Origin of the sequence: Candidatus Palauibacter sp. (genome assembly GCF_965222475.1) — a bacterium.
Lineage (GTDB): Bacteria > Gemmatimonadota > Gemmatimonadetes > Palauibacterales > Palauibacteraceae > Palauibacter.
The window spans coordinates 251,870-277,623 of sequence record NZ_CBDCUB010000008.1 but is presented as its reverse complement, the minus strand read 5'-3'; the positions used below and the strand labels follow the sequence as shown (position 1 = coordinate 277,623).

The following is a 25,754-nucleotide window of genomic DNA, read 5'->3' as shown; positions in this document are numbered from 1 at the left end:
GGACGCCTTGAGCCCGGATGGACTGGCCGCGTTCATCGACCTTGACGAATTCGACGTGCCCAGCGTGGTGGTGCGGAGGCCGCCGGTCACGGTAGGGGGCGGTCTCAAGTGGTCGACGCAACGGTCTTGGCGAAGACTTCGCATGGTTTCAGCCAGTCGAGGGTTTGTCGAGGGCGGCCATTGAGTTGCCGGGCGGCGGCATCGAGGTCGGCCTGCGAGTGGGCGGAGAGATCGGTGCCCTTGGGGAAGTATTGGCAGAGCAGGCCGTTGGTGTTCTCGCTGGTCCCGCGTTGCCAGGGGCTGCGCGGATCGCAGAAAAAGACGGATACGCCGCTCTCGATGCCGAGCGGACGTGTTCGGCCATCTCCTTGCCCTGGTCCCAGGTGAGCGAGCGCCTGAGCTGGTCGGGCAGCGCGCGGCGCACATGCGGGGCGGTCCGCCCGCCGGGAAGGTGCAGGAGGAGCACGTAGCGGCTGCGGCGCTCGACGAGGGCTCCGATCGCCGAACGTCCCAGCTTGCCGAGGATCAGGTCCCCTTCCCAGTGGCCCGGTACGGCCCGGTCCGCGGCCTCGGCGGGCCGCTCGGAGATGGAGACCCATGTCCTTCAGCCGCCCCTCTCCGGGTCTGTGCCTCGGTGACCGGCGTCGCGTGCGACCCGTGCGCAGGCAGGCCGTGAGTTCCTTCTTGAGTGCGCCTCGGGTCTGCACGTACAGCGACTGATAGATCGTCTCGTGAGACACGCGCATCTCGGGATCGAGGGGTGATCGAGCCGAAGGCGATGGGCAATCTGCCGCGGAGACCAGCACTCGGCGAGCAAACGTTCCACCTTCCGTCGCAACCGGGGGCGCCGGGCGAGCTTCGCCACCTTTGGGCGCCGGGCCTTCCCGGCCGCCCGTCGCTCCGCCCTCCACGCCCGGTATCGCCCTCTCGAGCCGTTGGCCGCGACCTCGCGCGAGATCGTTGAGGGCGCTCTGCCCAGACGCCCGGCGATCGCCCGGTACGAGTCTCCCGCCGTCAGGCCCCGCGAGATCTCCTCTCGCTCGGCAACCGTAAGGTGGTGCGGCGAACGATGTCGACCCCGGGGCGCCAGTCCGCCGGTGCGTATCAACAGCCGTTGGACCGACTTGGTCGAACACCCGACCGCCGCCGCGACCTCGGCGTGTGTTTGCCCGTTCTTGATCCGGTCCCCGATCTCGACCCGGTCCGCTTCGCTCAGCCTCCCGTACTTCTCCCGTTGGCGCATCGCATACCTCCCGGCAGTTGAACAGCTGCCAAGATGTTGCGTTGACCGGTTGAGACCGCCCCTCGTTCCCCGGACACCAACTTGCCACAAGCGCAACGGTCACAACTGTTGTGAGCATCAATCTCCTCCTCCCGATTCTACTTCATCTTTGCACGTACCGTGGCGTCTGCCCAAGGCGAGGTCCTCGCCGAGCACCTGACGGATTTATTGCCTTCAGGCCCCATTCTTGCCCCTCGAGCGTCGGGTTGAGTTAGGTTCTGGCAAAGGGTCCGTAGCCCCTCTCTCTCGACCACGACATCACCAAGGACCCCCGGGGTGTTACCAAGCTCAGCCCTGCTCCAGCGTCCCGTGAGAGCCGGGCAGGGTCGACAAGTCCTACCATCCGGGAGGCAGCCACTCTTCGAGCCCGAAGGAGCGGATGGTGGCCTCGGCGGACTCGGACAGCGGGTACTCCCAATGCCGGAGAAAGCGGACCAGATCGCGCTGCACGATGGCGCTGAACCGGATCGCGAACCCGTCGAGTTCGCCGCCGTACGTCGAGCGCGGATAGGCCGGATCGTAGTAACTGCGGAAGACCGCCTTCATCGGCTCCCATCCGAACTCGAAGATGAGCTGGCGGTACATTTGGAGCCTTTGGAATACGTCCGCTGTGGGCCAGCGGAGATGCGATAGAGCGGCATGGTCCACCGAGTTGGGCATGCGGTGGTCGGCGATAATGTCCGAGTCGTCTCCGCCGAAGATGTACCCGTTGAGGGTGTACATGGTGAACAGGTTTACGGCGACTTCGCCGATTTCCGGGTAGGTGCTCCCACCGCCCCAGTCCTCGGTCTGCCACTGGTGACCCAACTCGTGGCCGAAGAGCCACCAGTTCACGCCGTGTGCCGCCGGGGAGTAGGGTGTGGGTGGTGGGCGTACAGGGGCCTGTGGACCGTCGTTGGGCAGAGTGGCGAGCCAAGCCCGTCCCTCCGCCGTGCCCGGCACCAGCACCCAGTGTTCTCCGTGAAGCGGATAGTTGATTGTCAGCCAGCCCGCGTTGGCGTAGCCGCAGCCGACCTGGGGATCGAAGATCCAGATGCTTTCGTACGCGCGGGAAACGGGCTCACCGGCGAGCTCCGCATGGTGTTGCCGGAATCCGTCCCAGAATACCGAGACTTCGCCCGGGTCGGTGATGCGGCGCGCGGACTCGGCCGAGATCACAAATCGGATGCCGCCGGGTTTCTGGATGATGGCCTGTGGGGCTCCCGCGCTCAGAGCCGCGAACCAATCGGCCCCGTTCGACTCGCCGGCCGTGTACACGGCCATGGGGATCGCCCCTTCCACGGTTACGGGTATCGTCCCCCGGTAGGATCCGGGAACGACGAGGGCAAGCGCGCCACCGTACGCATTGGTGACCTCAGTCTCCGCGGTCGTAACGCTGAAGGTGCGACGCAAAGCTGGCGCCCAGCGCCATACGGCGTGCTCCGGGATCTGCCGCAGGTCATTGTGTTCCTGGCCCACCGTGATCGCCAGCTCGCCGGTCGCGTGCGACGAGGGAACCGAAATGGTGACGAGACCGCCCGGTGGCGCGTAGAACTCCAGCGGGAAGTGACGTTCCCGCCGACGAGCATCGGCGGGAAACTCGCCCCAGGTGGCGTCCACGACGACGGACCCCCTCTCACCGCGGGTACCGCGGGCGGGAAGGCCGGGGAAAGTCGTTGCCCAAGGGTGTGTCTCCGGCCACTCGTGAGGACCCAAACTGCTCGCCACGTCGGCTGAGAGTCGCGCCTCCGGCGCGTCGGCGGAGGCGGGCAACGGAGGCGTCTCCGACACCAGGCGGACGAGGGCTGAGTCCAGTTCCTCGGTACGACCGAGTTCAAGTGCCGCACTGAACAAGCCCGGCAGCTGCCACATCTGCGCCGCGTCGAGCCCGCCTCCGCTGAGGTATTGCCCCCATATGAGACCGGGCGTCAGTGCACGCAGATCAATCCGGGTGGAAGCGGACGCGATCGTCTCGATGCTGTCCTCGTTCCACGAGATGCCCGTCCCGCGCAAGAGCGTGTTGCCCGAGAACGCCCCGTGGCTTCGCTCGATCCACCAACTCCAATGGAAGGCCGAGCCGGCGATGACCAATCCGCCCCCGCGCTCTACGAAACGCCGAAGTGGCCCTACGGACTCACTTATCAGGCGTGCGGTGCCCCATTCGTTGACCTGAACCACGGCAACATCGGCGCCGTCCAACGCGCTTGCACTCCAGTCACGGTCCGCCGAGCCCCGGCCGCTGCTCACCACGTCCACGCCGTCCAGCCCCTGCGCCGCGAGCGCGTCCGCGATGCGCTGATTGTCCGCCAAGACCCGCAGGGGTGACGCACGAACACCTGCGGTCCAGCGGACCGCGTTGGCGAGGAGGCGGTCAGCATGCCCGTGCCCCAAGAGCGTGGCTCGGTCGTCCGATCCCAAGAAATCTTGCCCCGAGAAGGCAACCACGCGTCCCGACCCCAGGAATGAACCGGCCACAAGCAGGGACAGGCCCATGTCGCCCTGATCGCCGATCACGGGGAACGCGTCGGGGTTCAGGCCCAGCCGCAACGTGCCGACCGTCTTAGTGCTGCCCTCCGTCTCGCCGCCGGTGGTGTTCGCAAACGGGTGTTCCGGCAGTCCCGCGGTGAGCGCCGCGTGGTGATCTGCGGGATCGCTCGACTGCACCACCACCCGGGACGACCCCGCCACTTCTCCCGAAGCGGCGGTGACCGTCGCCGCGCCGACCCCGACCGCGCGGACGAGTCCGACCGCGTCCACGGTCGCGATCGCCGTGTCGCTTGAGGACCACTCGAACTCCGCGCCTGACACCTCGTTGTCCCGCGCGTCCAAGGCCGCCGCTTCGAGACGCGCAGTGTCTCCCACCAGGAGCGCCACCGCCCCCGGCGATACGCGCACCGCGTTAATCGCCTGCTCTACGGCAATCCGCGCGCTTCCGGACACCGCTCCCGAGGTCGCCGTGACCGACGCGGACCCGTTGCTCACCGCCGTCACGAGTCCGGAAGCGCTCACGGTCGCCACCGATGGGTCGCTGCTGGCTCACGAAATGGCCGCGCCGGTCATGGGCCGTCCGTTCTGGTCGCGCACCTCCGCGCTCAGTTGGACGGTTGCGCCAAATGCGGTCAGCTCGGCGGTGGCCGGGCTGACCGTGACCGCCGTGGGACGGGCGGGTTCGGGCTGCGGGGGCGGGGCGGGTCCGGCCGTGTCCTCGCTCCCGCACCCGATGAGCAGGACTGTGATCAGTCCCGACATCGCGAGCCCGGCTAACGGGATCTGGCGTCCACGGCGCATGACGCCTATTGTACCGCTTCAAATCCGATCCGTGGACGAAGATTTGGCCCATTTCGGCGAGCATTTGGCGATTACGCCGTGCGGGCTCGCGCGCCAGCGTGGGCAGGGCCCGGGGAGCGGTGAGCGATGACAGACGATTCCGTGGCGCTGCGGCGCCGGGTCGACGCGCTGGAGCGGCGCGTCTTCGAGTTGAGCCGCGCCGCGGTGCGCATCAGCGCGAGCCTCGATCCGGACGCCGTGCTGCAGGAGGTCGTCGACAGCGCCCGCTCACTGACCGGCGCGCGCTACGGCCTGATCACAACGGTCGACGAGGCTGGCCGGCCCCTGCGCCTCGTCGGCTCCGGCATCACGGAGGCCAAGCAGCGGCACTTGGAGGACTGGGCCGATGGGCCGCGGCTGTTCGAGCATGTGACGCGGCTTCCGGGGGCGCTGAGCTTCGAGGACGTGCCCGAATACCTGCGGCGCCACGGGTTCGGGGCGGGCGGGCTGCCCTACGGCACCGCGCGGGGCGCGCGGATCGATTGCCGCGGCGTGCGCGTCGGCTATCTCTTTGTCATCGACAAGAAGGGCGGAGGCGAGTTCACGGCCGAGGACGAAGAAGTGCTGCCGCTGTTCGCGACGCATGCGGGGACGGCGATCGCCAACGCGCGCGTGTACCGGGGCGAACAACAGGCGCGGGCCAGGCTGGACGCCCTGGTCGACACTTCTCCCGTCGGCGTTGTGGTCTTTGACGCCAAGACCGGCGGCGTCGTGTCACTGAACCGCGAGGCCCCGTAAGATCGTTGAAGCCGAGTCCCAAAATCCACAGGTTGGCCAAGTCGCCGAGTTCGGCCGGGATCGGGCCGGTCAGCCCATGCGACACCTTTCCTCCCCGCATCATCCAACCTGCCACCAAGGTCGATCCCGATGACTCGACCGTCAGCATCCGTGTCCACGCCGTACCAATCTCGAAGCGGCGCGTCCGTCAGCCAGTTCTCGTTGTTGAGCCAGTTCGGCCCGTTCGTCGCCTCGTATAGCGCGACCAGCGCCGCCCGATCCGCGAACTCGACCGTCACACCGACAGTGAGCGCCGCCGTAAGTCCGCCGGGATCGCGGGCAGTCACCGTCACCTTTACTGCCATATGAAGTCCAGAAACGTCCCAAGATGTTCATGAATGTTCATAACATACAGTAATAATAACATTTTACAGTACTCATCCACCGAACCCATAAGCTAAGCACCGTCCCTTGCAATCCGCTTCCATCCCACATATTATGTGGGGATGAGTACTGGAACGAACACCGCCGCAAAACCCCGGAAGACCAAGCCCAAGGGCCGCCATCCCCACAAGGCCCTGTCGGCCGCCTTCATCCGCTCCGCTCCGCGCGGCAGACACGCCGACGGCAACGGGCTGTACCTCTACGTCCAGCCCAGCGGAGCGCGCAGCTGGATTCAACGGCTCGTCATTCGCGGACGGCGGCGCGAGCTCGGGCTCGGCAGCGTCGCCCTTGTCTCGCTGGCCGAGGCCCGCGAGAAGGCGCGGGCCAACGGCAAGCTGGCCCGCGAGGGCGGGGACCCGCTGGCCGAGAAGCGGCGGACTCAGGGAGTCCCCAGCTTCGCGGAAGCCGCCGTCAAGGTCGTTGAGCAGCAGAAGGCGGGCTGGCGCAACCCGAAGTACCCGAGGGCGTGGCTGAGCAGCTTGGAGCGCTTCGCGTTCGGGCGCATCGGCAAGATGCCGGTCACCGAGGTCACGGGGGCCGACATCTACGAGGTCCTCGCCCCGATCTGGCATGTGAAGCCCCCCACCGCCCGGACGCTGCGCCGCCGCATGCGCGCCGTCCTGGAATGGGCCGTGGCGATGGAGCTGCGGCCCGACAACCCGTGCGACCGCATCGGGCGGGTGCTCGGTCCTCAGAACGACGTGGTGCGGCACATGAAGGCGCTGCCGCACCGTGAGGTCGCGGCGGCTCTTGAGACGGTGCGGGCGTCCGACTCGCTGCCGGTCGTCAAGCTGGCCTTCGAGTTCTTGGTCCTGACTGCGGCTCGGTGGGGCGAGGTGCGGTGGGCCGTGTGGCCGGAGATGGACCACGGGGAGGGCGTGTGGACGGTCCCGGCCAAGCGCATGAAGGCGAATCGGAAGCACCGTGTGCCGCTGTGCGGGCGGGCGCTGGAGATCCTCGACGAGGCGCGGAGGCTGGACGATGAGAGCTCCATCGTCTTCGCGAGAGGGCACGGACGGGAGCTTGCGGAGAAGCAGGTTCGCCAGATGCTTGAGAGGCTGGGGATCGCGGCGGTGCCGCACGGCTTCCGGTCGTCGTTCCGGGACTGGGCGGCCGAGGAAACGGATCATCCAAGGGAGGTGGTCGAGGCGGCGCTGGCGCACATCGTGAAGAACAAGGTGGAGGCCGCCTACATGCGCTCCGACCTGTTCGAGCGGAGGCGTCGGCTTATGGATGAGTGGGCGGAGTACGTCGCGGATCGGAAGGCTGGCACCCGAGCCTGATCCGGGACCCGCGACGGGGCTCGGGGGCCGTTTCTGTGGGTTCCAGAGGCTTTTCGGGTAACGTACGGGGCGCAGGATCGCCCCTGACGCACGATCTTCGGTCTCCGAGGGGTAGAGGTAGGGGGGGAATCGGTGCGCGGCAGAGGAGCGCCGGCATCACCGGCGAGGCCGGGGAGCTTGCCCGCGACGGTCCGGTCGAGGCTGTTCCGGGCGTTGCCCGGAGCGGCGTTTGGAGGCGTCCGCAGGGGGGCGGCGCGCTCCCCTTGCCAGTCCGCCACGTTCAACGTGGCGTCGGCTGGCTTAGGCGGCCCAAATGCCCTCAGCCAGCCGTGCTCACCCGCGGCCACCCTGTCCCGACCCCCCCCGAGCGAAACGCCCTCCGCCGGTCTCTTGGATTGCCGACTGGCACCCCGTGCCCTGACGCCGCTGGACCGGGGTGAGGGGATTTTCCCCGCAGGACGCACCCGGAAATCTCCCGTCAAAAGTCAGGGGTTTTTCCCGGCTTGGCGCCGACTAGTGCTCCCTAACTTATTTGTGCGGGAAAAAAAATGGAGATCCATCCCTCCATCACAGGAGGTGGATCATGAAGTGCCGGATTCGCCGGCCTTCGAACTTCCAAGAAAAGGAGGAGTGACATGCGTATCGTGATGAGATTCGCCTTGGTGGTCCTTTGCGGGTTCGCGGGTAGTCTCGCGGCCCCCGACCCCGTGGTCGCGCAGGACTGCGCTCTCTGCAAGAACTGCAGTAACTGCGATCGCTCCGAGTACGGCAGCGCATCGTGCGACTTCAAGGGCGAAAGTGAAGACGGGAAAGGGTGTTGCCGGATGACCGGCCAAGCCTGCAATCCCACACAGTCGCTCAACGTTCCAGATGCCGATCTGCGACTCGTTGGCGACGACGACGAGCGGACGCTGGTGGTGCGTCTTGAGGACAGCGTCTTCGGGACGTGGACCTGCGGGGAGGGGTCGCTGCGGGTGGCCTATCGCGAAGTGAACGATGATACGTGGGTGGAGATCGACGGAGCGGAACTGACGGTTCTCAAGGACAAGTATCCGCTCAGGACATACGTCCAACGCCTTGGTGGGCGCCGCACGACCTACGCAGTGTCGCCGTCATGATGGGCTGGCTCCCGAGCGGGATCGCCTCCGCTGCGATCCCGCTCGCGGTCTTCACGCTCGGAGTCCACGCGGTCGCAGCCCAAGATGTCGCACACCTCCGGCGATTGACGCTGACCGAGGTGTGGGCCGTCGATGGGCATACGCGCCTCGAACGGCTCTCCGACGTCAGCGGCGTAGCAGAGACTCCGCTCGGGACCGTGTGGATCGCGGGTTTCACGGAGATCCTCGCCGTTGACCCATCGGACCCGTCGGGCACACGCGATTTCATGGTTGCCAAAGGCAAAGGGGACGGACCGGGTGAGCTATTGGGCGCCGATAGAGTCGCCATCACGCCCGACGGCAATGTGGCCGTCCACGACCTCGGCCGCGACGCGATCGAGGTATACTCCGCCGCCGGGCAGCCGCTCCAACGCGTCCAGTTGCCCTTCAGCGTTCAGTGGACGAAGGGGTTCGCGGTCCTTTCCTCGGGCGACTTAGTGCTGAGCGGCGGCGTGCCGTGGATCGAAGCCGGAATCCACCGCTTCAGCTCGGCGGGCGAACACCTTGGCAGTTGGGCCGATGGTGCCCGGGCCGAGGAATGGATGGCCCGCGTGGTCGGTACTGGCGGCTCAACGCACGCTCTGCAGGATGGCTCACTCATGTATTCCAGCGGTGCGCCGCACTCCATCGTTCGCTACGAGTTCCCGATGACTGGCGGGGGCGAGCCGGTGGGCCGAACCGTCTCGGAGATGCCGGAACTGCTAGAGGCGCCGGGGGACGCCGTGCTCGTACGGGGCGTTGACGACGAGGGCGTGAAGTACACGTCATTCAACGTTTGGTATCCCCAATCCCACGCTGTGTTTGCGTTGGACGGCGGTAAGGTTCTCAACGTCATCCGTCGGCGAGGCGGAGACGGCGATCTCGAAACGGTGTGGCAGTTGTTCGAACCAAGCCACGAGACCTCCGATGCAGGCACCCATGCTCTCGTCGGTGAGGAAATCGTAAGCGTACCGTACCGGCTGTGGTTCCTGTGCGGCAACGGCGACATCCTCGCGTCCCGAGCGGACGACCTCGGAGTGCAAACCGTCGTCCGACTACGGCTAGCCGTAAAGTAACGCTAGACCGAACTTCCGCAGCCCGGAACGCGGCAAGTTGTTGCGACGTGGTCACATGACTCGATTTCGGGGGTGGGTGCTACTGGGTACGGGTCACGGTTTGACGCCGAGGAGCCGGAAGGCCTCGGCCTGAAGGGGGGTGGGACGGGCGAGGATGTCGGCGGCCGGGGCTCCGGGCGCGACGGGTCGGACGCGGTTTTTGGTGAGGGTGGCGAGGTCGGCCAGGAGTGTCCGGAAGCTGTGGACGGGCAGCCCCTCGGGAGTGCGCTTGCGGGCGGCCTTGGCGCGCGCGGCGGGCGAGGGTCTCGCGGGCGCGACGGGCGAGGCGCGTTGGGCCTCGGCGGCGTCGGGGTCGTCGTCGTCGAAGAGCAGCGGGGCGAGGGCGCGTCTCATGTGCCACTCGACGTAATAGGCGAGCATGCAGAGGAAGACGTGGGCCCGCACGCGCCCCTCGAGGCGGTGGTGGACGGGACGGACCTTGAGGTCGACGCTCTTGAAGCTTCGGAAGGCGCGCTCCACGCGGCTGAGGCTCTTGTAGGAGCGGACCACGTCCCCGGCCGGCAGTTCGTCGGCGGGCACGTTGGTGCGGATGACGTAGATGCCGTCCAGGGCCGCCTCGGCGGCGATGCGCTCCTCGTTGCGCGCGTACGCGAAGCGGCCGTCCCCGGCGACCTCGGTGTCGAAGTGCTTGCCGACCTTGCGGGATCGCAGGGCGCGGTCGGCGCGCACGGCGATCTTCTCGGGGTCGGTGAGCGGGCTCCGCTCGCGCCGCGTGGCCGCGGCGACCTTCTCCAGCTCGCGTTCGGTGGCCTCGAGGAGTTCCTCGCGCTTGCGGGCGCGCTCGGCGGCCAGGAGCGGGTTGCGGCACGCGACCAGCCGCTCCCCGGGATAGTCGGGCGACTCGATCTCGGCGAGGTTCCGCTCGTCGAAGAGCGACAGCTGGAGGTCGCCGCCGCCGGCGAGCTTGCGGATCGCGTCGGCGCGCAGGGCGGTGATCCACCCCAGCCCCGCGGGCCGCAGCTCCTCCCGGATGCGGGCGCCGGTGATGAGCCCCCGGTCGCCGACCAAGACGATCCGGGACAGGGAGAAGCGCTCGCGCAGCTTCGCCACCTGCGCGCCGACGACACCCGGATCGGCGGTGTTGCCCTCGAACACCTCGACGGCCACCGGACACCCCTCTCCGTCGCACAGCAGCGCGAACACGATCTGGAGCTTGCCGCGTTTGCCGTCGCGGGAGTAGCCCCGCCTGGCGAGCGGACACTTGCGGCCCTCGAAGTAGGTCGAGGTCACGTCGCACAGCACCAGCGAGCCGTCCGCCAGGCGTCTCCCCGCCAGATGCCGCTCGATGCGGTCCCGGCGCCTCAGCAGCCAGTCCATGGCCCGGTACAGCTCGTCCGCGTCCGCGTCCCCGACGCCGAGCTCCCCGCCCAGCGTGTGGCTCATGGTCTCCCCGCCAAGCGAGCGCGCGGTGGCCAGCTTCGAGCGGGGGTCGAGGACGCGGGCGACGATCATGGCGACGGCGAGCGCCCGCTCCCGGGACGGACGGCGGTCCAGCAGCTTCTCGAGCCCCAGGGCGCGAAGGGTGCCCAGGACGGCGGCGACGTGGCCGTGGGGCCGGGAGCGAAGGATCTCGAACGCGTCGTCCATCGAGGGAAGCGCGACGCCCCCCTTCAGGAGGATGCGGAGCCCCTCGACGAGTTCGTCGGGCCACTTCGAGAGGTTGGCCAGCGTGCGCTTCCTGACCTTGCCGCCCTCGCGGTAGGACTCGCGCAGAAGGACGGCGGGCGGGGAGTTCCGGTTGGGGACGCGCTCGACGTACATGGACATAAACATAACGCATACAACACATCGTGGCAACGCTATGCATCTTACGCTACATGGGTACCGAGAACCGCGCATGAAGCCGCGTATGCGGTTCCCCGTTAACGAGTTACGGCCTGCAGCGGCCCCGATTCACGCGGAAGTTCGGGCTAGATGGGAACTTACGGACGGAAGCCGGGGGGGGACCGCGAAGCGGACACCGGAAGGCGCGGTGTGGGGTCACACGGAAGGACCCCACACCGCTTGGTGACATTCATCACGGGCTATCCCTTGGTGAACGTCACCGCAGGACTGTCTTGTATCCCCGAGAACCGCTGCGGGGGTACCGACTACATCGCCGGAGAGGAGACTCTCATGAACAGGTGGCTGACGCCTTTCGTCCTCGCCATCACCGCCGTGGTTCTGGCCATGATGCCCGTCAAGGTGAACATCCGGGGCGCGGATTCCGTCTTGGCACATACCTCCCACCAGAGCGATGATCGCATGCCCCTGACGGAGCGGATCTGCGGTGGCTGGAACGGTCGTCCTTGCGACCCCACGTCGAGATCAGGTCCACCAGCGGCTCGTGACGGGTTGATCGAGGAGGAGGTCGCCCGGTGGCTGGATCGTTGGGAGACTGGGCGGCGGGGTCCGGTGCAGCGCGGCCTGAAGCGGATGGGCAGGTACGAAAACTACGTCGACGCCGAATTGGCGGCGCGGGACCTGCCGTCCTCGCTCCGCTACCTCCCCCTCATCGAGGCCGACTACTACCACTTGGCCGTTTCGCCGGCGGGGGCGGCCGGGCTCTGGCAACTGATGCCCGAGACCGCCCGGTGGCTCGGGCTCGAGGTCAACTCGCTCGTGGACCAGCGCTTTGACGTGCATGCGGCCACCCAGGCCGCGCTGGACTATCTGGTTGCTCTCCATGACCGGTTCCAGTGCTGGTTTCTCGCGCTGGCGGCCTACAACGCGGGGCCGACGCGTATCGAGCGGGCGATCCGGCGGCACGGTGGAGCCCGGCCCCGCAACGACGCCCTGTTCGGGCATATCCGCGACCGGTTGCCGAAGGAGACCCGGGACTTCGTTCCCCGGTTCCTCGCAAGCGTTCGCCTGGCTGGCGACCTCTCGGCCGTCAGGCTTGCGGCATCCGAAAAGGATCCGCCGGAGCGCTTCGATGTCGTCCGTGTCGAGGGAGCGACGTCGGCGGATGTCCTCGCCGATGCCGCGGGCATCGCCGAAGACGAGTTCAGGACTCTGAACCCGCACCTCCGCATCGGCCTGGTCCCGGCGGGCAGGTCGACACGGTTGCGCGTCCCCGTCGGCGCGGGTGAAGTGTTCCTCGCCCGCCTCGCCGAAATCCCAGTCGGGGAGCGCTCCACACTTCGTGAACACACCGTTGCCCCGGGGGAAGCCCTGGTGCGCATTGCACGACGGTACGGTGTTCCGCTGGACGCCTTGCGCACAGTCAATCCGGACGTGGAGCCTCGGCGCATGCGGATCGGATCCGTTCTGTTGATTCCCCGCAGCGCGGGAACGATGACTGCCGGTTCCCTAATTGCAACCAACCCGTCACCCATCCGGTCGACGAAGGGACGGGATCTCCAATGAACAGAAAGGCGCGGCCGCTCCGCACCGGATCCGCTTCCTGGCTCCGCGGCGGCGCGGCGCGATTACGCCCGACCGGCTCAGGCAAGACGGCCTGATCTGACGATGCCAATGCGGGCTCCGGCCCTTCTCCCGAGGAGTGGAGTCCCGCGCCCGGAACCAGAACAGACTTCGATGCCCACGGACCCGATGACGATTCGCTCTTCCATTGACATTCCTTGGAGACGCACATCTCATGGGTGAACACCGGGCAGTGCCGGGACGTGGCCGCGTGAGCGGGCTGCCGGTCCACCCGAACGAAAAGACGGAGCCGGGCGTGCTCAAGCGGAGGGACTACACCGCCGTGTTCGACGCTTCGCCGGACGCGATGCTCGTGGTGGATGCGGACGGCGTGATCCAGGATCTCAACCGTCAGGCCGTCGCGATGTTCGGATGGAGCCGGGAGGAACTTGAGGGCAGCGAAGTCGAGCGATTGATTCCCGACGCCGGCCGCGCTCGGCACCGCCGGCACCGGCGACGCTACGGCGAGTCGCCGCAGCCCCGCCCGATGGGAGAGGGACTCGAACTCGAAGCCCTGCGCAAGGACGGCACGACGATCCCGGTCGAGATCAGCCTGAGCCCCTCGAAGCTGGGACGGGGCCGGGAACACGTGATCTGCGCGGTCCGCGACATTTCCGCCTGGAAGCGGATGCGACGCCTGTCGGGCAAGATGATCGCGGCGGCCGAACAGGAGCGGAAGCATCTTTCGCGCGAACTGCACGACGAGTTCCTCCAGAACCTCGTGGCGTTGAAGATCCGGGTGAAGCTGTTGGCCGACGAGAGGGACGACGGTGAACGGGAGCGAGCGCGGGCGCGGATCGCCGAAGACATTCGAGGCACGATCCTCGGGGTGAAGCGGATGATCCGGGGACTCCTGCCGCCAGAACTGGACCACGGGGGGCTTCCCTCCGCCCTCGGCTCTGTCTTCCGCGACATCGAGGCCGTTTACTCCAGCCTAGTGTCACGTCACACATCAAACGTCGGATAGAGACGCTTGAGCTTGACACGTGCGTCGCCGGCTTGGATTCAGAACGACCTCGGCGACATGCCAACTGCCGTGCTTGGGAGTATGGACGAACTCGAAGCGATCCCAAAGCGCCTTGGCCTCGGCGGGTTCGAAGGTTTCGTAGAGCGCGCCGGGGCGGTGCGTGTTGAGGTTGTCCATCACCAGCGTGATTCGGGTGGCGTCGGGGTACTGCGCGGCGATGTCGCGCAGGAAGCGGGCCCAGTCGGTTTTGGTCCTGCGCTCGGTCACCTTGGTCTGGCGTCGGCCGGCCAGTGGTTCGGTGGCCATGAACACGTTGCAGGTGCCGAGGCGCCGGTACTCGTAGTCTTCGGGTCCCCGCCATCACGGTCAAAGCCAGCCTAGGCCGGGTGGGCGGCGAGTTGGACGAGGTCGCCACGCTCGCGCTGTACCGGATCGTGCAGGAGGCGGTGGGCAACGCGGTGAGGCACGCGGGGGTGAACGAGGCGACCGTGACGGTCGAATTGGCGAACGGCGCGGTCATGGCCACCATCCGGGACGAGGGGTGCGGATTCGAGTTGCTCGACGCGGAAGGGCTGCCGGGCGACGGCTGCGTGGGTCTCGCCGGGATGCGCGAGAGGGCCGCGCTCGTCGGGGGCTCCTTCGTCGTGCGGACCTCCCCGGGCGGGGGAACGACGGTCCGCGCCTCCGTTCCCGCCCGGAGTGCGGGCGGACGGAACGGATGAGGGATTGCCGACGATGGTGAGGGCGCTCCTGGTCGATGACCACGCGGTCGTGCGCGCCGGTCTCCGGGCATTGCTCGAAGCATCGGGAGGGGCGGAGGTGGTGGGAGAGGCGTCGTCGGGCGAGGAGGCGGTGGCGAAGGCCCGTAGCTTGGAGCCGGACATCGTCGTCATGGACCTGGCGATGCCCGGCATGGACGGAGTTCAGGCGACCCGTCGCATCGCCGCCCTCGGCATCGAAACGAAGGTCCTAGTGCTCACGGTCCACGACGAGGACGATTTCCTGGTGCCCGCCCTCGAAGCCGGCGCGGATGGTTTTCTGAACAAGTCGGCCGCCGACACCGATCTCATGGGAGCCATTGAGGCGGTCGTGCGCGGCCACTCGTATCTGCCGAGACGCGCGGCCGCGCTCATCGCGCACCGGAAGGCGCAGCGGCGCGGCGCGGGCGAAGAGCCGGAGCCGCTATCGGATCGCGAGCGGACCGTGATCGAATTGACCGCGCGGGGGTTCTCCGCCGCGGAGGCGGGCCGCGAGATGTGCCTCAGCCGCAAGGACCGTCGAGGGCTACATCGCCCGCGCCAAGTCGAAGCTGGGCCTCAAGCACCGGCGCGACATCGTGCGCTTCGCGCTCGAAAGCGGGATCCTGCGGCCCGAAGCCGAGGAGTAGCGGAACCCGGAGGTCCCGCCAGCTTCCCACGGTCCGCACGGAATGACGGGAATCTCCCGTCAGGACGGTTGCGGGTTTCTCCCCCCAGAATTCGCGGAATTCTCCTCTCAAGGCCCGTTGGCGCGTTGCTGCATATTGGCCGTAGGGCACCCCGAAGCGAATCGGGGGCGTGTAACCCGAGGCAAGGAGTCGGGAACCATGCGGCAGGAGACCCCAAGCTACGAAGCCATCGTGGACACCCTGCGTTGGGCCGCGCGGGGTTACGTGACCGGCCACGGAGAGTCGGTTCGGCCCATGCCTTGGCGGCGGATCCTCGATCATCTGGCCGGGCTCGGACGGGACGAGTTGCTGTGTATCGACCCGAGCGCCAACGGCACGGGAAGCGGAATCACGGTCAGGCGGATCGACGCGAAGGGACGACCCGGCACCAAGCCGTCCGCCATGAATGGCGCGCGCGCGACGACTTGGACAGTGAACACCCGTGAACGGTCGAGGGCGAAGGCGCGGTTCGCCCAGCGCATCGAGATGGCCGTGCGGAGCGGCGAGTACCCTTCCGTGACCTGCATGCGAAGGGGGTCGAGGATCTTGGCGGTGATGACCGGCGGCTCGGCACCCGCCACAGAGTCGAACGGAAACCACCGCCCGCCAACGCCCCGCGTTCGCGGCGTGGCTTCCGCCAAGGGACTGTACCGGATGACTCGGTACCAGAGGCGAACCCGAAGGAACAGGTACGCAGCGTACATGACCTTGGCCGCGTCGTTGCTGCTGTCCCTCGCGGTTCTCCTATCCGCCGCGACCGGGCGCAACGACAACCCCCCGCCACCGATGCCCGCCAACGCCATCGTGGGATACGTGATGATCGAGGGACGGGGAACCGACGGCGTGACCGTCGCCCTGGACGGCCGGGCCGCAACCGTTACGACCGGCGGGGGCGCGTTCCGGTTCGATGACGTGGAGGCCGGCATCCACACCATCACCATCAGCAACTATCCGGCTGACGCGCGCTTCGACCGCACCTCCGCCACCGCGAGCATCGACACGGACGGCCGGGCGGCCACCGTCAGCTTCTCCGGTTCCTACATCCGCAGGTCTCGCATCAGAAGACCGACCGTGATGGCCGAAGGCGGTGCCACGGGAAGGCACTGGACGCCGCTGGCTTCGTGGGACGCCGGCGGGCGGGCCGCAACCGCCATGTAATGACCGACCTGCAACCGGCTATGAAGCCTCCCGCAGCGGTCGAGCCTTTCGTTTGCGGCATGGGCCGCAATCCGTCGCAATGCTCAAGGAAACCGGCTGACCGGACACAGATGCGCATCTACTCGCGGATTCCCGAGGTCCGTGTCCGGGGAGGTCTTCGGAGGCCCATTGCATTCCCGTTCGGGAAGGGGGATGAGATGAGGGGATACAAGAACCAGTTCCAACGTAATACGTTATCATAACTTAGTTTATGGACCCTCAGAAGATCAACGTCACCGTCGCACTCCCCCGCGCCACGCCCACGATGGTCAGCATGCGGCCCGACACTGATACGGAGGCAACCGCGGACGCCGACGACCTAGCCGTGTAGGTCAGCGCATCCCCGTCCGGATCCCGGAAGTAGCCAGTCACGTCCACCATCGCCGCTTGGCCAGCCGTCAAGGTCGGGTCCGGGATCGTGCTTACGGTTTCCGGCCCCCGGTTCGCTCTCGTAACGGTCACGGAGAAGCGCTGGGCCGTCTCAAGGCCGCCGGGGTCGCGGGCCGTGACCGTCACCTTCACACGGATGATTACATAAAACTGATCATATCAATTGTTTATCTCGCATTGAGTCGCGCGTCCCCGCATTCCATCCCTCTACTCATACGGGAACACAAGAGCGCTCCAAAGATCTCCCCGCACAGTTACCGGTGGGTTCAGGTGGGCCGGTCGATGAGTGGATGGATACTCGGTGAAGCGCCGAGCCGCGGATCAGGTATCGGCATCACTGGAACGGCCGTCCCACGGAATCCGGCCAAATCACTCCGTCCGGCCCAGCCAGCGGTCCGCCGCTTCGGGTTCCACGCGCAACCATGGGAAGCACCACGACCGATGGGGTCACGGCGTCGGCCGGGTCGGCGACGTCCGCCGCAACCGCCCCGGTTCGGCCACGGGTAACCGGCCCGGGGAACAGCTTGATGTCTCCGACGCTCTCAGGGTGTTCGTCGTCGCCGATGTTCTCGCGGAAGGGGTAACCGAGGATGCCGCCGTTGTATCCCCAGCAGCGCAGTCCGCCGGCCCGCATGACCGCGCAGGTTCCGTCTTCGAACAGAACGATCCGTCCGACCGGGCCGCCGACCCTGACGGGAGGCACGGAAGTGATCGGCTCATCGTCGCCCAACCTGATAACGCCGGGGATGCCAAGTTGCCCCGCGGTGTTCCCGTCTCCCCAGCAGCGGACGGATCCGTTTCGGAGCAATACGCATGTGTGCCAGTACCCGGCGGCGAGGTCGACGACGGGAGACTCGAAATACAACGGGACCGTAGCTGCCGCGGTCTCGTCGTCGCCGATGTGCTCCCACCACTTGTTGACATGGCCGAGGTTGCCGTTGCCCGCATCTCCCCAACAGCGAACAGCGCCATCGTCCATGAGGGCGCACATGTGGTATCCGCCGACTGCGATCTTCGTCGCCCTTCCGGGGAGCTCCAGATCACCGGCCTCGGAAGGAGGCTCATCGTCCCCGATAGGCTCGATGGTACCCAACTCGCCGTACCCAAGGCCGAAGCTTTGGCCGATCACCACCTTGTTCCGCCAGTCCCAGTCCTCGGCGTTTATTCCCCAGCACCGCACTTTCCCCGTGTCGAGCAGCGCGCATGCCTTGTAGCGTCCGCCGGCCACCTGAACTGCCTTGCCACCCAGGAGTACATCGCTGTCCATGTCCGCCGGGGTCTCGTCGTCGCCCACGTTGATCTGCCTCTGGTGTCCCATGCCCAGTTGCCCGGCGTGGTTGCTGCCCCAGCAACGAACCCTGCCCGAGTCGAACACGGCGCACACGAAGTCGTCCCCGCCTCCGATGTCCACGACGCGCCCGCCGATGCCGATCGGAACCGGACCGGCATCGGCGGGCGTCTCGTCGTCCCCGATGCCGTCGAGGTTGCCATAGCCCAGGAGGCCGCCCGTAGCCGTTCCCCAGCACCGCACGTCGCCAGCCAGCGTGCGTACGCATTCGCTCCCTGATCCCCACCGGAATTGCGCGGCGAGCCCCCCGATCGGCATGTCCCCGACTTCCCGGGGTGCCACCCGCCCTCGGGTCCGTCGGCCATATCCCCACAGCGGCCGCCAGCGGTCGCCCCAGCAACGGACCGCGCCCCGATCGGTGATCACGCACATGACGTCATTGCTGAAGCGGACGTCCGTGATTGCGTAGACCTCGACGTTGGCCACTAGATCCCGGTCCAGGTAGGTCGCGCGCAACGCGGTCGATCCGCTCGCTCTCCCAGTCACCACGCCGCCGTCCATGGCCAGGACGGTTTCGTCGGAGACCTCCCAGGAGTCGGCCCATTCCGGCTTGATCGGCACCCCGGTACCGAGATCATCCGTGAGGATCAGCCGCATGGGATGGGACTGGCCCACCCCCAGTTCCCATTCGGACGCTTCCATCGCGACCGTCAGGGGCGGTTTCAAGACGTGGAACCGCGCGTATTCGCCCACGTACTTGAGCGTCGTCGTGTCCCAGGCGCTCACGGCGACCCGCGCCCGCCCGACGGAGTGCCCGGTGACGCACAGCCGGGCGGAGAGGCTGTCGGAAGCGACCACGAGCGAATCGGCGCTCAGTACCTCGGGATCGAAGGAGCGCCAGTCCGTGTGGTCGAACGTCGGTAGGCGCACGGCGTTTCCGCCGGAGTCATGGCCGACCAGTTCCAAGCATCCCGATTGGCCCGGAACGGTCCAGTTGGGTCCGCTCCAGGACCCGTTCGCCCAATCCCAGTTGGTGGCGACTGCGTGTCCGGAGTGGCCTCCGGAGCGGGCGAAGAGGGTGTCCCGGCCCGGCCGGCCGGGATGTACGTTGGCGGTGGCGCTCAGGCCATCGCTGGATGCTCCCGTCTCGCCGAGGCGCAGGCCACCTTGTTCGGACACCTCCCACCGCATTCCCGGAGGGGGCGGCACGACGGGTGCCCCGGCCGAGTCGAGCAGTTGGGCCGAGAACTTGATGGCGCGATCCGGTTGCCCCGCCCTGAAAAACAGCATGGCCGCGCGCGGCGACACCCGAACGGTCATCCCCGTCCCATATACGGCGGACGGATCGACGGCCGCGGCAGTCTCGGCGGTGGCCGATGCGGGCGGCTCCGAGGGCGATGTCGGATCGGCGTCCCGCTGGCACGCAACGGCCCACAGAAGTCCCGCCAGCAGCCAGTGCAACGGTGCTGCCCCGTTGCCGCGAGAACCCGCTGCAAGGGTCATCGTTGTCGTGGGCCCCGGGACGGCGAGCGGTCCTCCCATGTCCGCCCGCTCCCTTCCCCCCCTCTTCGCTTGAACGGCGCGCATCACCTGTACCGGACCAGCTTCCACTCCAGGTGCGCGTCTCCGTCGGTCACCTGGAGGTGTACGCTGCCCCCGATGCCCTTGGGGTCGTCGACCAGGAAGTAGTAGTTCCCGCCCACGGCCGACTGGCCTCCAGCGATACGACCCCCGCCGACGCGAATCGTCTCCCATGCCGGGAAGTGCTGCCACGCCCTGTCGATGAACGGGATGTCGTACTCGGGCAGTCCGCCCCGGTCGTCCAGAGCGAAGGACGCCATCCAATCCAGCCGCGACTCGATGGGATCCCAGCCGGGAACCACCTCGCGCATCCGTTCGACGAGGCCCGGCCCCCTTCCGCGAAGGTCCCACTGGTTCCACTGGACGAAGTAGTGCCCGTACCAGTCCTCGGAGGCGCCCGTGACCACCCGCCGCACCGCGGAGGCGTAGGACTGGCCGTGGTCGAATATCAGCCCGGTCACGAGGAATCTCAGATACGGGTGGCTCTCCCGGTAGCCGGCGAGGAAATCGCCGCTCCAGGGCAGACGCAGGCGGAACCCCCGCAGCGGTTCGTCCACGTCCCAGTTCGCGTCCAGCGGGACGTTGGTCGCAAGCCGGCTGTTCTCGTCCGCGAACCAGTTCGCGATCCCTTCGCTGGACCAAGGACCCACGAACCCGGCGTTGTTGCGCAGGTCCCACGCGTGGGCCAGTTCGTGCGCGGTAAGGTTGTGGTACCACCCCTTCGTGCCCCATGCGGCGTCGCGCACGTGAACGGTCGTCGTGGTCCGCTCCCCGTCGATGTTCTGAATCATCACGCCGGTGCTGTGGTCGTCGCTGCCCGCGTTGTAAAGGACCACCATCTGTTCGTTCTTCGTGTTGGTGATCGGCAAGCGCGGCCCGAAGACCGTCTTGTAGAGGTTCTGGACCTCCTCAGACCCCAGCCAGTTCATGATCTCGTCGAATTCGGCGGCCCGCGCGTCGGTCCAAATCGAATCCAGATCTTCCTTGAACACGGCGAACACCACGTTGGGGGGGTAGAGTTCGACCACCCGGAAGACTCCTTCGCGCTCGTCGTTCGTGTACCACTCGAACTCGTCGCCCACCTTCCACTTGTCGGTCTTGGTGTCCAATCCTTCCAAGGAGTCGCTCTTCACCGCATACGTGCTCGGATGGAGCCTAGGCGGGGCAGGATGTCGCTCTGCGGCCTCCTGCCACGCCGCTTGGCGCGCGAGCGCGAGCTGTACGCGGGCGGACGGCTGGACCGTCCGGTCGGTCACCTCGATCCAGTATGGCGCGCCACCTCCGTATTCCACGGGAGTCGGACTGCGGCGGGAGGCGTCGATGGCGCTGCGCTCGACCCCGGCCAGCACATAGGCGGCGCTTGGCCGGGCCCAGAGGCGCAGGCACGAGTCCGGCCCGCCGAAGCGGAAGGACTCGCCTGGATCGAGCGCGGCAACCGGTCCGGCCAGTCTCCCGACTGTGGTCGGGCCCGGAGCCTGTACATCCAGGATCTCGACCAGCCCCTCGCCCACCGGGTCGCCCGAGCACGCTCCGCCGTTCAGCGGCGCGGGCATGAAACGCATTGCCGCGCTGTCGCCGAAGGCCTCCAGTGCCGACTCGCCGCCAACCCGGAAGGCCGGCAACGGTATTCGGTCCACCCCGTAGCCTCTCGCCGTGACGATGTCGGCGGCCGGCCAATCCTCCTGCGTCAGGGAAACCACGAACGGATGTGTCGGCGCAACTTGGACGCGCACTCCTTGTACGCGTCTGCCTGCCACAGACGGGTCTACACGCACCCAGCCGGGACCGACGACCTCGATCATGACCCCCGGAGGATCCTCGCGTCGGCTCACGCTGGCCACCGGCATTTCCGGCAGCCAGCGGGATTCGGTCACCCCTAAGGTCCAGCTCCGACCTGACGCACTAACGGGGACAACGATGGTCGTGTCCAGACGCTGAACCTTGACTTGGACCGCCTCCACCAGGATGACAAGCGCAGTGGAGGCCGCCGAGTCCGCGGATGCCGTGATCAGCGCCTCGCCCCCTCCTCCCACGGCGGTCACGAGGCCGTCGGCGCTCACCGTCGCGACGAGGGGGGCGCTGCTCTCCCAAGCCACGATCGCGTCGACGACCTCGTAGCCGTTGGCGTCCGCCGCCTCCGCCGCGAACGTCGCGGTGTCGGCGATCCCGAAGAGAGAATCGAGGGCAGGCGAGACGGCGAGTGACGCGGTGACCTGTTCCACGGTGACCGACGCGGTCGCGGACACGGACCCCGCGCTCGCCGTGATCGTGGCGCTCCCGTTGCCCGCTGCCGTAACAAGTCCGGACGTATCGACCGTCGCAACGGCCGCGTCGCCGCTGCTCCACGAGACCACCATCCCGTTCATGATCCGGCCGAGTTGGTCGCGCACCTCGGCCCTCAGCCGCACCGTGTCCCCCAGGGCCGTGAGATTCGCGGTATCCGGTGTGACGCTCACCGCCGTCGGGCTCGTTCTCGCGACGTTGAGTCCCGCGCTCCCGGTCTCACCATCGGCCGTGGCCGAGATCACGGCGTCTCCAGCACTCACTCCCGTGACCAGCCCCAACGCGTCGACCGCAGCTATCGAACTGTCGCTCGATGACCAGGAGAACCCGGTGACATCCACAGCGTGGCCGTTTGCGTCCGCAGCCGTCGCCCTCAGCCGCAGCGTATCGCCTTCGACCACCGTGGGAGCGGGAGGCGACACCGTGACCGCGCTCACTCGCTGCGCCACGGTCACGGTCGCGTTCCCCGACGCCTCTCCCGCCGTGGCGGCTATCGCCGTGGCCCCGTTGCCCGCTGCCGTAACAAGTCCGGACGTATCGACCGTCGCAACGGCCGCGTCGCCGCTGCTCCACGAGACCACCATCCCGTTCATGATCCGGCCGAGTTGGTCGCGCACCTCGGCCCTCAGCCGCACCGTGTCCCCCAGGGCCGTGAGATTCGCGGTATCCGGTGTGACGCTCACCGCCGTCGGGCTCGTTCTCGCGACGTTGAGTCCCGCGCTCCCGGTCTCACCATCGGCCGTGGCCGAGATCACGGCGTCTCCAGCACTCACTCCCGTGACCAGCCCCAACGCGTCGACCGCAGCTATCGAACTGTCGCTCGATGACCAGGAGAACCCGGTGACATCCACAGCGTGGCCGTTTGCGTCCGCAGCCGTCGCCCTCAGCCGCAGCGTATCGCCTTCGACCACCGTGGGAGCGGGAGGCGACACCGTGACCGCGCTCACTCGCTGCGCCACGGTCACGGTCGCGTTCCCCGACGCCTCTCCCGCCGTGGCGGCTATCGCCGTGGCCCCGTTGCCCGCTGCCGTCACCAGACCGGACGAACTCACGGTCGCCACGGTGGCGACGCTGGTCGTCCATGTAACTGCGGCCCCAGTGATAACGTTGCCGCCCTGGTCGCGCGCCTCCGCCGTCAGCTGAACGGTGGCACCCAGCGCAGATAGTTCGGCCGTGGCGGGGCTCACCGCCACGGTGGTGGGACGAGGTGGATCGGGAGACGGCGCGACGGGGCTGTCACCGTCCCCGCACCCCTTGACCAAGGCCACAGTCGCTAGCAGGGTGAGCAGCCGGATGATCCGTCCGAGACGCGTCCGGAATTTCCCCGATGCGGCCAAGCCGAGAAACGGCGACCATCGGCTGTCCATGCTCGACTCCCGCTATTATGCGGACAAGGGCGCATCTGGCTTCCACGCCGCATGACGCCTATTGTACCGCTTCAAATCCGATCCGTGGGCGAAGATTTGGCCCATTTCGGCGAGCATTTGGCGATTACGGCGGGCGGGCTCGCGCGCCAGCGTGGGCAGGGCCCGGGGAGCGGTGAGCGATGACAGACGATTCCGTGGCGCTGCGGCGCCGGGTCGACGCGCTGGAGCGGCGCGTCTTCGAGTTGAGCCGCGCCGCGGTGCGCATCAGCGCGAGCCTCGATCCGGACGCCGTGCTGCAGGAGGTCGTCGACAGCGCCCGCTCACTGACCGGCGCGCGCTACGGCCTGATCGCAACGGTCGACGAGGCTGGCCGGCCCCTGCGCCTCGTCGGCTCCGGCATCACGGAGGCCAAGCAGCGGCACTTGGAGGACTGGGCCGATGGGCCGCGGCTGTTCGAGCATGTGACGCGGCTTCCGGGGGCGCTGAGCTTCGAGGACCTGCCCGAATACCTGCGGCGCCACGGGTTCGAGGCGGGCGTGCTGCCCTACGGCACCGCGCGGGGCGCGCGGATCGATTGCCGCGGCGTGCGCGTCGGCTATCTCTTTGTCATCGACAAGAAGGGCGGAGGCGAGTTCACGGCCGGGGACGAAGCAGTGCTGCCGCTGTTCGCGACGCATGCGGGGACGGCGATCACCAACGCGCGCGTGTACCGGGGCGAACAACAGGCGCGGGCCAAGCTGGACGCCCTGGTCGACACTTCTCCCGTCGGCGTTGTGGTCTTTGACGCCAAGACCGGCGGCGTCGTGTCACTGAACCGCGAGGCGAAACGGATTGTCGAAGGCCTGCGGATGCCGGATCGCTCCATCGAGCAGCTGCCCGAACTTCTCACCTGTCGGCGGGCCGACGGGAGCGAGGTCGCCCTAACGGACTTCCCGCTGGGGCGGCAACTGCGCCGCGACGAAGCGGTTCACGCAGAGGAGATCGAGCTCTCGGTGCCCGATGGCCGGAGCGTGAGGACGCTGATCAACTCGACGCCGATTCATGCGCCGGACGGCGAAGTCGAGTCGGTTGTGGTCACGATGCAGGACCTGGCGCCCTTCGAGGAACTCGAACGGATGAGGACAGAGTTCCTCGCGATCGTGAGTCACGAGTTGCGCACGCCGCTCACCTCTATCCAGGGCTCGACGGGCGCGGTGCTTTCCGCCGAGCCGGGATTCGCCCGGGCCGAAATGATGCAGTTCTTCCGCATCATCGACGAGCAGGCGGCCCGGATGAGTGGTTTGATCCGAGACCTGCTGGATGCGGGGCGCATCGCGACGGGCACGCTGTCGGTCTCGCCCGAACCCTCGGACGTGGCGGTGCTGGTGGACGCGGCGAGGACGGGTTTCCTCGGCGGCGGGGGCCGGCACGCGATCACCGCCGACTTGCCCGCGGACCTGCCCCGCGTGATGGCCGACCGGGAGCGCGTCGTTCAGGTCCTGAACAACCTTTTCTCGAACGCGGCCCGGCACTCGGCCGAGTTGTCGCCCATCCGGGTCGCCGCCCGGCGCGATGGCGATGCCGTGGCGATTTCGGTCTCCGACCGGGGCCGGGGCATTCCGCCGGAGCAGCTCCCGCACCTGTTCAGGAAACACGCCATCGGCAGTGACGAGGACCGCAGTCTCGGCAGCGGCCTCGGTCTGGCGATCTGCAAGGGGCTCATCGAGGCCCACGGCGGGCGCATCCGTGCCGAGAGCGGCGGGGCGGGCCGGGGTGCTCGGTTCACCTTCACGGTGCCGGTGGCCGAAGAGGACATGCCGCTCCTCGAAGCGGCGGGTGCGGCCCCGAGTCGGGCCGTGGTGCTACGGGAGGGGCGGGAGCCGGTGACGATCCTCGTCGTGGACGACGAGCCCGAGGTGCTGCGCTACATCCGCGACGTGCTCCGCACGGCCGGCTACGCCACGTTGTCCACGGGCGATCACCTGGAGTTGTCCAGCCTGCTCCGGGCCGAGAAGCCCGACCTCGTCCTGCTCGACCTGATGCTGCCCGGGACGGACGGCATCAAGCTGATGAAGCAGGTTCCGGAGCTGGCCGATCTGCCGGTCGTCTTCATCTCCGCCTACGGACGCGACGAAACGATCGCCAGGGCGCTCGGAGCCGGGGCCGCCGACTACATCGTCAAGCCGTTCTCGCCCACGGAGCTCACGGCCAGGGTCCGGGCGGCCCTGCGGGGCCGCGCCGAGCCCGCGCGGTTCGAGCTGGGTGAGCTATCCATCGACTACGACAGGCGCCGCGTGACCGTGTCCGGCCGCCCCGTCAAGTTGACGGCCACCGAGTACGAGGTGCTGCGCGTGTTGTCGGTGAACGCGGGGCGGGTCTCGACCTATCGCTCGCTGCTCCGGCAGGCGTGGAGCCGGCATGACGGAACCGTCAAACCCAAACTGGTACACGCCGTCGTGCAGACGCTCCGCCGCAAGCTGGGCGAGGACGCGGCCCGGGCGGCCTACATCCTCAACGAGCGCGGGGTCGGCTACCGCATGCCCGCACCGCGCGAGGAGTAAGGAACG

At 67.7% G+C, this 25,754-nt stretch carries 18 protein-coding genes and 4 pseudogenes; 10 read left to right on the top strand and 12 right to left on the bottom strand.

What is annotated here, in order from left to right; all coding sequences use genetic code 11:
- Positions 1–104: 104 nt before the first annotated feature.
- The 4 genes and pseudogenes from ACOQPP_RS16690 to ACOQPP_RS16675 form a co-directional block, all read right to left on the bottom strand.
- Positions 105–1,243 (bottom strand): annotated as a pseudogene (locus ACOQPP_RS16690) (IS30 family transposase).
- A 375-nt stretch (positions 1,244–1,618) separates the two neighbouring features.
- A complete protein-coding gene (locus ACOQPP_RS16685) occupies positions 1,619–3,754 on the bottom strand; it encodes a M60 family metallopeptidase (protein ID WP_420637385.1) in 2,136 nt (711 codons plus the stop codon).
- Between the two features lie 183 nt (positions 3,755–3,937).
- A pseudogene (locus ACOQPP_RS16680) lies at positions 3,938–4,285 on the bottom strand (Ig-like domain-containing protein); the annotation flags it as partial.
- Between the two features lie 12 nt (positions 4,286–4,297).
- A complete protein-coding gene (locus tag ACOQPP_RS16675) occupies positions 4,298–4,549 on the bottom strand; it encodes a hypothetical protein (protein WP_420636990.1) in 252 nt (83 codons plus the stop codon).
- Between the two features lie 126 nt (positions 4,550–4,675).
- Here ACOQPP_RS16675 and ACOQPP_RS16670 point away from each other — a divergent pair, with 126 nt between their 5' ends.
- The 4 genes from ACOQPP_RS16670 (at position 4,676) to ACOQPP_RS16655 (ending at position 9,244) form a co-directional block, all read left to right on the top strand.
- Entirely contained in the window at positions 4,676–5,326 is a 651-nt protein-coding gene (locus tag ACOQPP_RS16670) for a GAF domain-containing protein (RefSeq protein ID WP_420636989.1), read from the top strand.
- Between the two features lie 485 nt (positions 5,327–5,811).
- On the top strand, positions 5,812–7,032 hold the full coding sequence (locus tag ACOQPP_RS16665) for a tyrosine-type recombinase/integrase (protein WP_420636988.1): 1,221 nt from the start codon (positions 5,812–5,814) through the stop codon (positions 7,030–7,032).
- Positions 7,033–7,667: 635 nt separating this feature from the next.
- Positions 7,668–8,150: a hypothetical protein gene (locus ACOQPP_RS16660; protein WP_420636987.1), complete on the top strand. Its 483-nt coding sequence runs from the start codon at positions 7,668–7,670 to the stop codon at positions 8,148–8,150.
- Complete coding sequence (locus ACOQPP_RS16655) at positions 8,147–9,244, top strand: hypothetical protein (RefSeq protein ID WP_420636986.1); 1,098 nt, start codon at positions 8,147–8,149, stop codon at positions 9,242–9,244. Before ACOQPP_RS16660 ends, ACOQPP_RS16655 begins: the two co-directional genes overlap by 4 nt.
- A gap of 93 nt (positions 9,245–9,337) precedes the next feature.
- Here ACOQPP_RS16655 and ACOQPP_RS16650 read toward each other — a convergent pair whose 3' ends face one another.
- The gene (locus ACOQPP_RS16650; RefSeq protein WP_419164016.1) at positions 9,338–11,065 is read right to left on the bottom strand and encodes an IS1634 family transposase; all 1,728 of its coding nucleotides are present in this window, start codon (positions 11,063–11,065) and stop codon (positions 9,338–9,340) included.
- Between the two features lie 354 nt (positions 11,066–11,419).
- Here ACOQPP_RS16650 and ACOQPP_RS16645 point away from each other — a divergent pair, with 354 nt between their 5' ends.
- Positions 11,420–12,652: a transglycosylase SLT domain-containing protein gene (locus ACOQPP_RS16645; RefSeq protein ID WP_420636985.1), complete on the top strand. Its 1,233-nt coding sequence runs from the start codon at positions 11,420–11,422 to the stop codon at positions 12,650–12,652.
- 232 nt (positions 12,653–12,884) lie between these two features.
- Positions 12,885–13,676, top strand: a complete 792-nt coding sequence (locus tag ACOQPP_RS16640) for a PAS domain S-box protein (protein WP_420636984.1) — start codon at positions 12,885–12,887, stop codon at positions 13,674–13,676.
- Positions 13,677–13,712: 36 nt separating this feature from the next.
- Here the strand turns inward: ACOQPP_RS16640 and ACOQPP_RS16635 are convergent.
- Positions 13,713–14,021 (bottom strand): annotated as a pseudogene (locus ACOQPP_RS16635) (transposase); the annotation flags it as partial.
- A 41-nt stretch (positions 14,022–14,062) separates the two neighbouring features.
- Here ACOQPP_RS16635 and ACOQPP_RS16630 point away from each other — a divergent pair.
- Positions 14,063–14,398 (top strand): sensor histidine kinase, encoded by a 336-nt coding sequence (locus tag ACOQPP_RS16630; protein ID WP_420636983.1) that lies wholly within the window; start codon positions 14,063–14,065, stop codon positions 14,396–14,398.
- 13 nt (positions 14,399–14,411) lie between these two features.
- Positions 14,412–14,696, top strand: a pseudogene (locus ACOQPP_RS16625) (response regulator); the annotation flags it as partial.
- Here ACOQPP_RS16625 and ACOQPP_RS16620 read toward each other — a convergent pair.
- From ACOQPP_RS16620 to ACOQPP_RS16610, 3 genes are all read right to left on the bottom strand, one after another.
- Entirely contained in the window at positions 14,646–14,777 is a 132-nt protein-coding gene (locus tag ACOQPP_RS16620) for a hypothetical protein (RefSeq protein WP_420637402.1), read from the bottom strand. The pseudogene ACOQPP_RS16625 and the gene ACOQPP_RS16620 sit on opposite strands and share 51 nt — an antisense overlap.
- 160 nt (positions 14,778–14,937) lie before the next feature.
- A complete protein-coding gene (locus ACOQPP_RS16615; RefSeq protein WP_420637401.1) occupies positions 14,938–15,102 on the bottom strand; it encodes a hypothetical protein in 165 nt (54 codons plus the stop codon).
- A gap of 278 nt (positions 15,103–15,380) precedes the next feature.
- Entirely contained in the window at positions 15,381–15,806 is a 426-nt protein-coding gene (locus ACOQPP_RS16610) for a hypothetical protein (protein ID WP_420637400.1), read from the bottom strand.
- On the opposite strand from ACOQPP_RS16610, the gene ACOQPP_RS16605 reads away from it, so the two are divergent.
- Positions 15,805–16,260, top strand: coding sequence for a hypothetical protein (locus ACOQPP_RS16605; protein ID WP_420636982.1), 456 nt, complete (start codon positions 15,805–15,807; stop codon positions 16,258–16,260). The genes ACOQPP_RS16610 and ACOQPP_RS16605 overlap by 2 nt on opposite strands.
- Before the next feature lie 258 nt (positions 16,261–16,518).
- Here the strand turns inward: ACOQPP_RS16605 and ACOQPP_RS16600 are convergent, their stop codons facing one another.
- The 3 genes from ACOQPP_RS16600 to ACOQPP_RS16590 all read right to left on the bottom strand — a co-directional run bounded on the left by ACOQPP_RS16600 (position 16,519) and on the right by ACOQPP_RS16590 (position 23,208).
- Positions 16,519–16,815 carry a hypothetical protein gene (locus ACOQPP_RS16600; RefSeq protein WP_420636981.1) on the bottom strand — a complete coding sequence of 99 codons (297 nt, stop codon included), beginning with the start codon at positions 16,813–16,815 and terminating at the stop codon, positions 16,519–16,521.
- A 208-nt stretch (positions 16,816–17,023) separates the two neighbouring features.
- Positions 17,024–19,297 carry an RCC1 domain-containing protein gene (locus ACOQPP_RS16595; protein WP_420636980.1) on the bottom strand — a complete coding sequence of 758 codons (2,274 nt, stop codon included), beginning with the start codon at positions 19,295–19,297 and terminating at the stop codon, positions 17,024–17,026.
- Between the two features lie 266 nt (positions 19,298–19,563).
- On the bottom strand, positions 19,564–23,208 hold the full coding sequence (locus ACOQPP_RS16590; protein WP_420636979.1) for an Ig-like domain-containing protein: 3,645 nt from the start codon (positions 23,206–23,208) through the stop codon (positions 19,564–19,566).
- Positions 23,209–23,387: 179 nt separating this feature from the next.
- Here ACOQPP_RS16590 and ACOQPP_RS16585 point away from each other — a divergent pair, with 179 nt between their 5' ends.
- Positions 23,388–25,748: a response regulator gene (locus ACOQPP_RS16585; RefSeq protein WP_420636978.1), complete on the top strand. Its 2,361-nt coding sequence runs from the start codon at positions 23,388–23,390 to the stop codon at positions 25,746–25,748.
- The last annotated feature ends 6 nt before the right edge of the window (positions 25,749–25,754 follow it).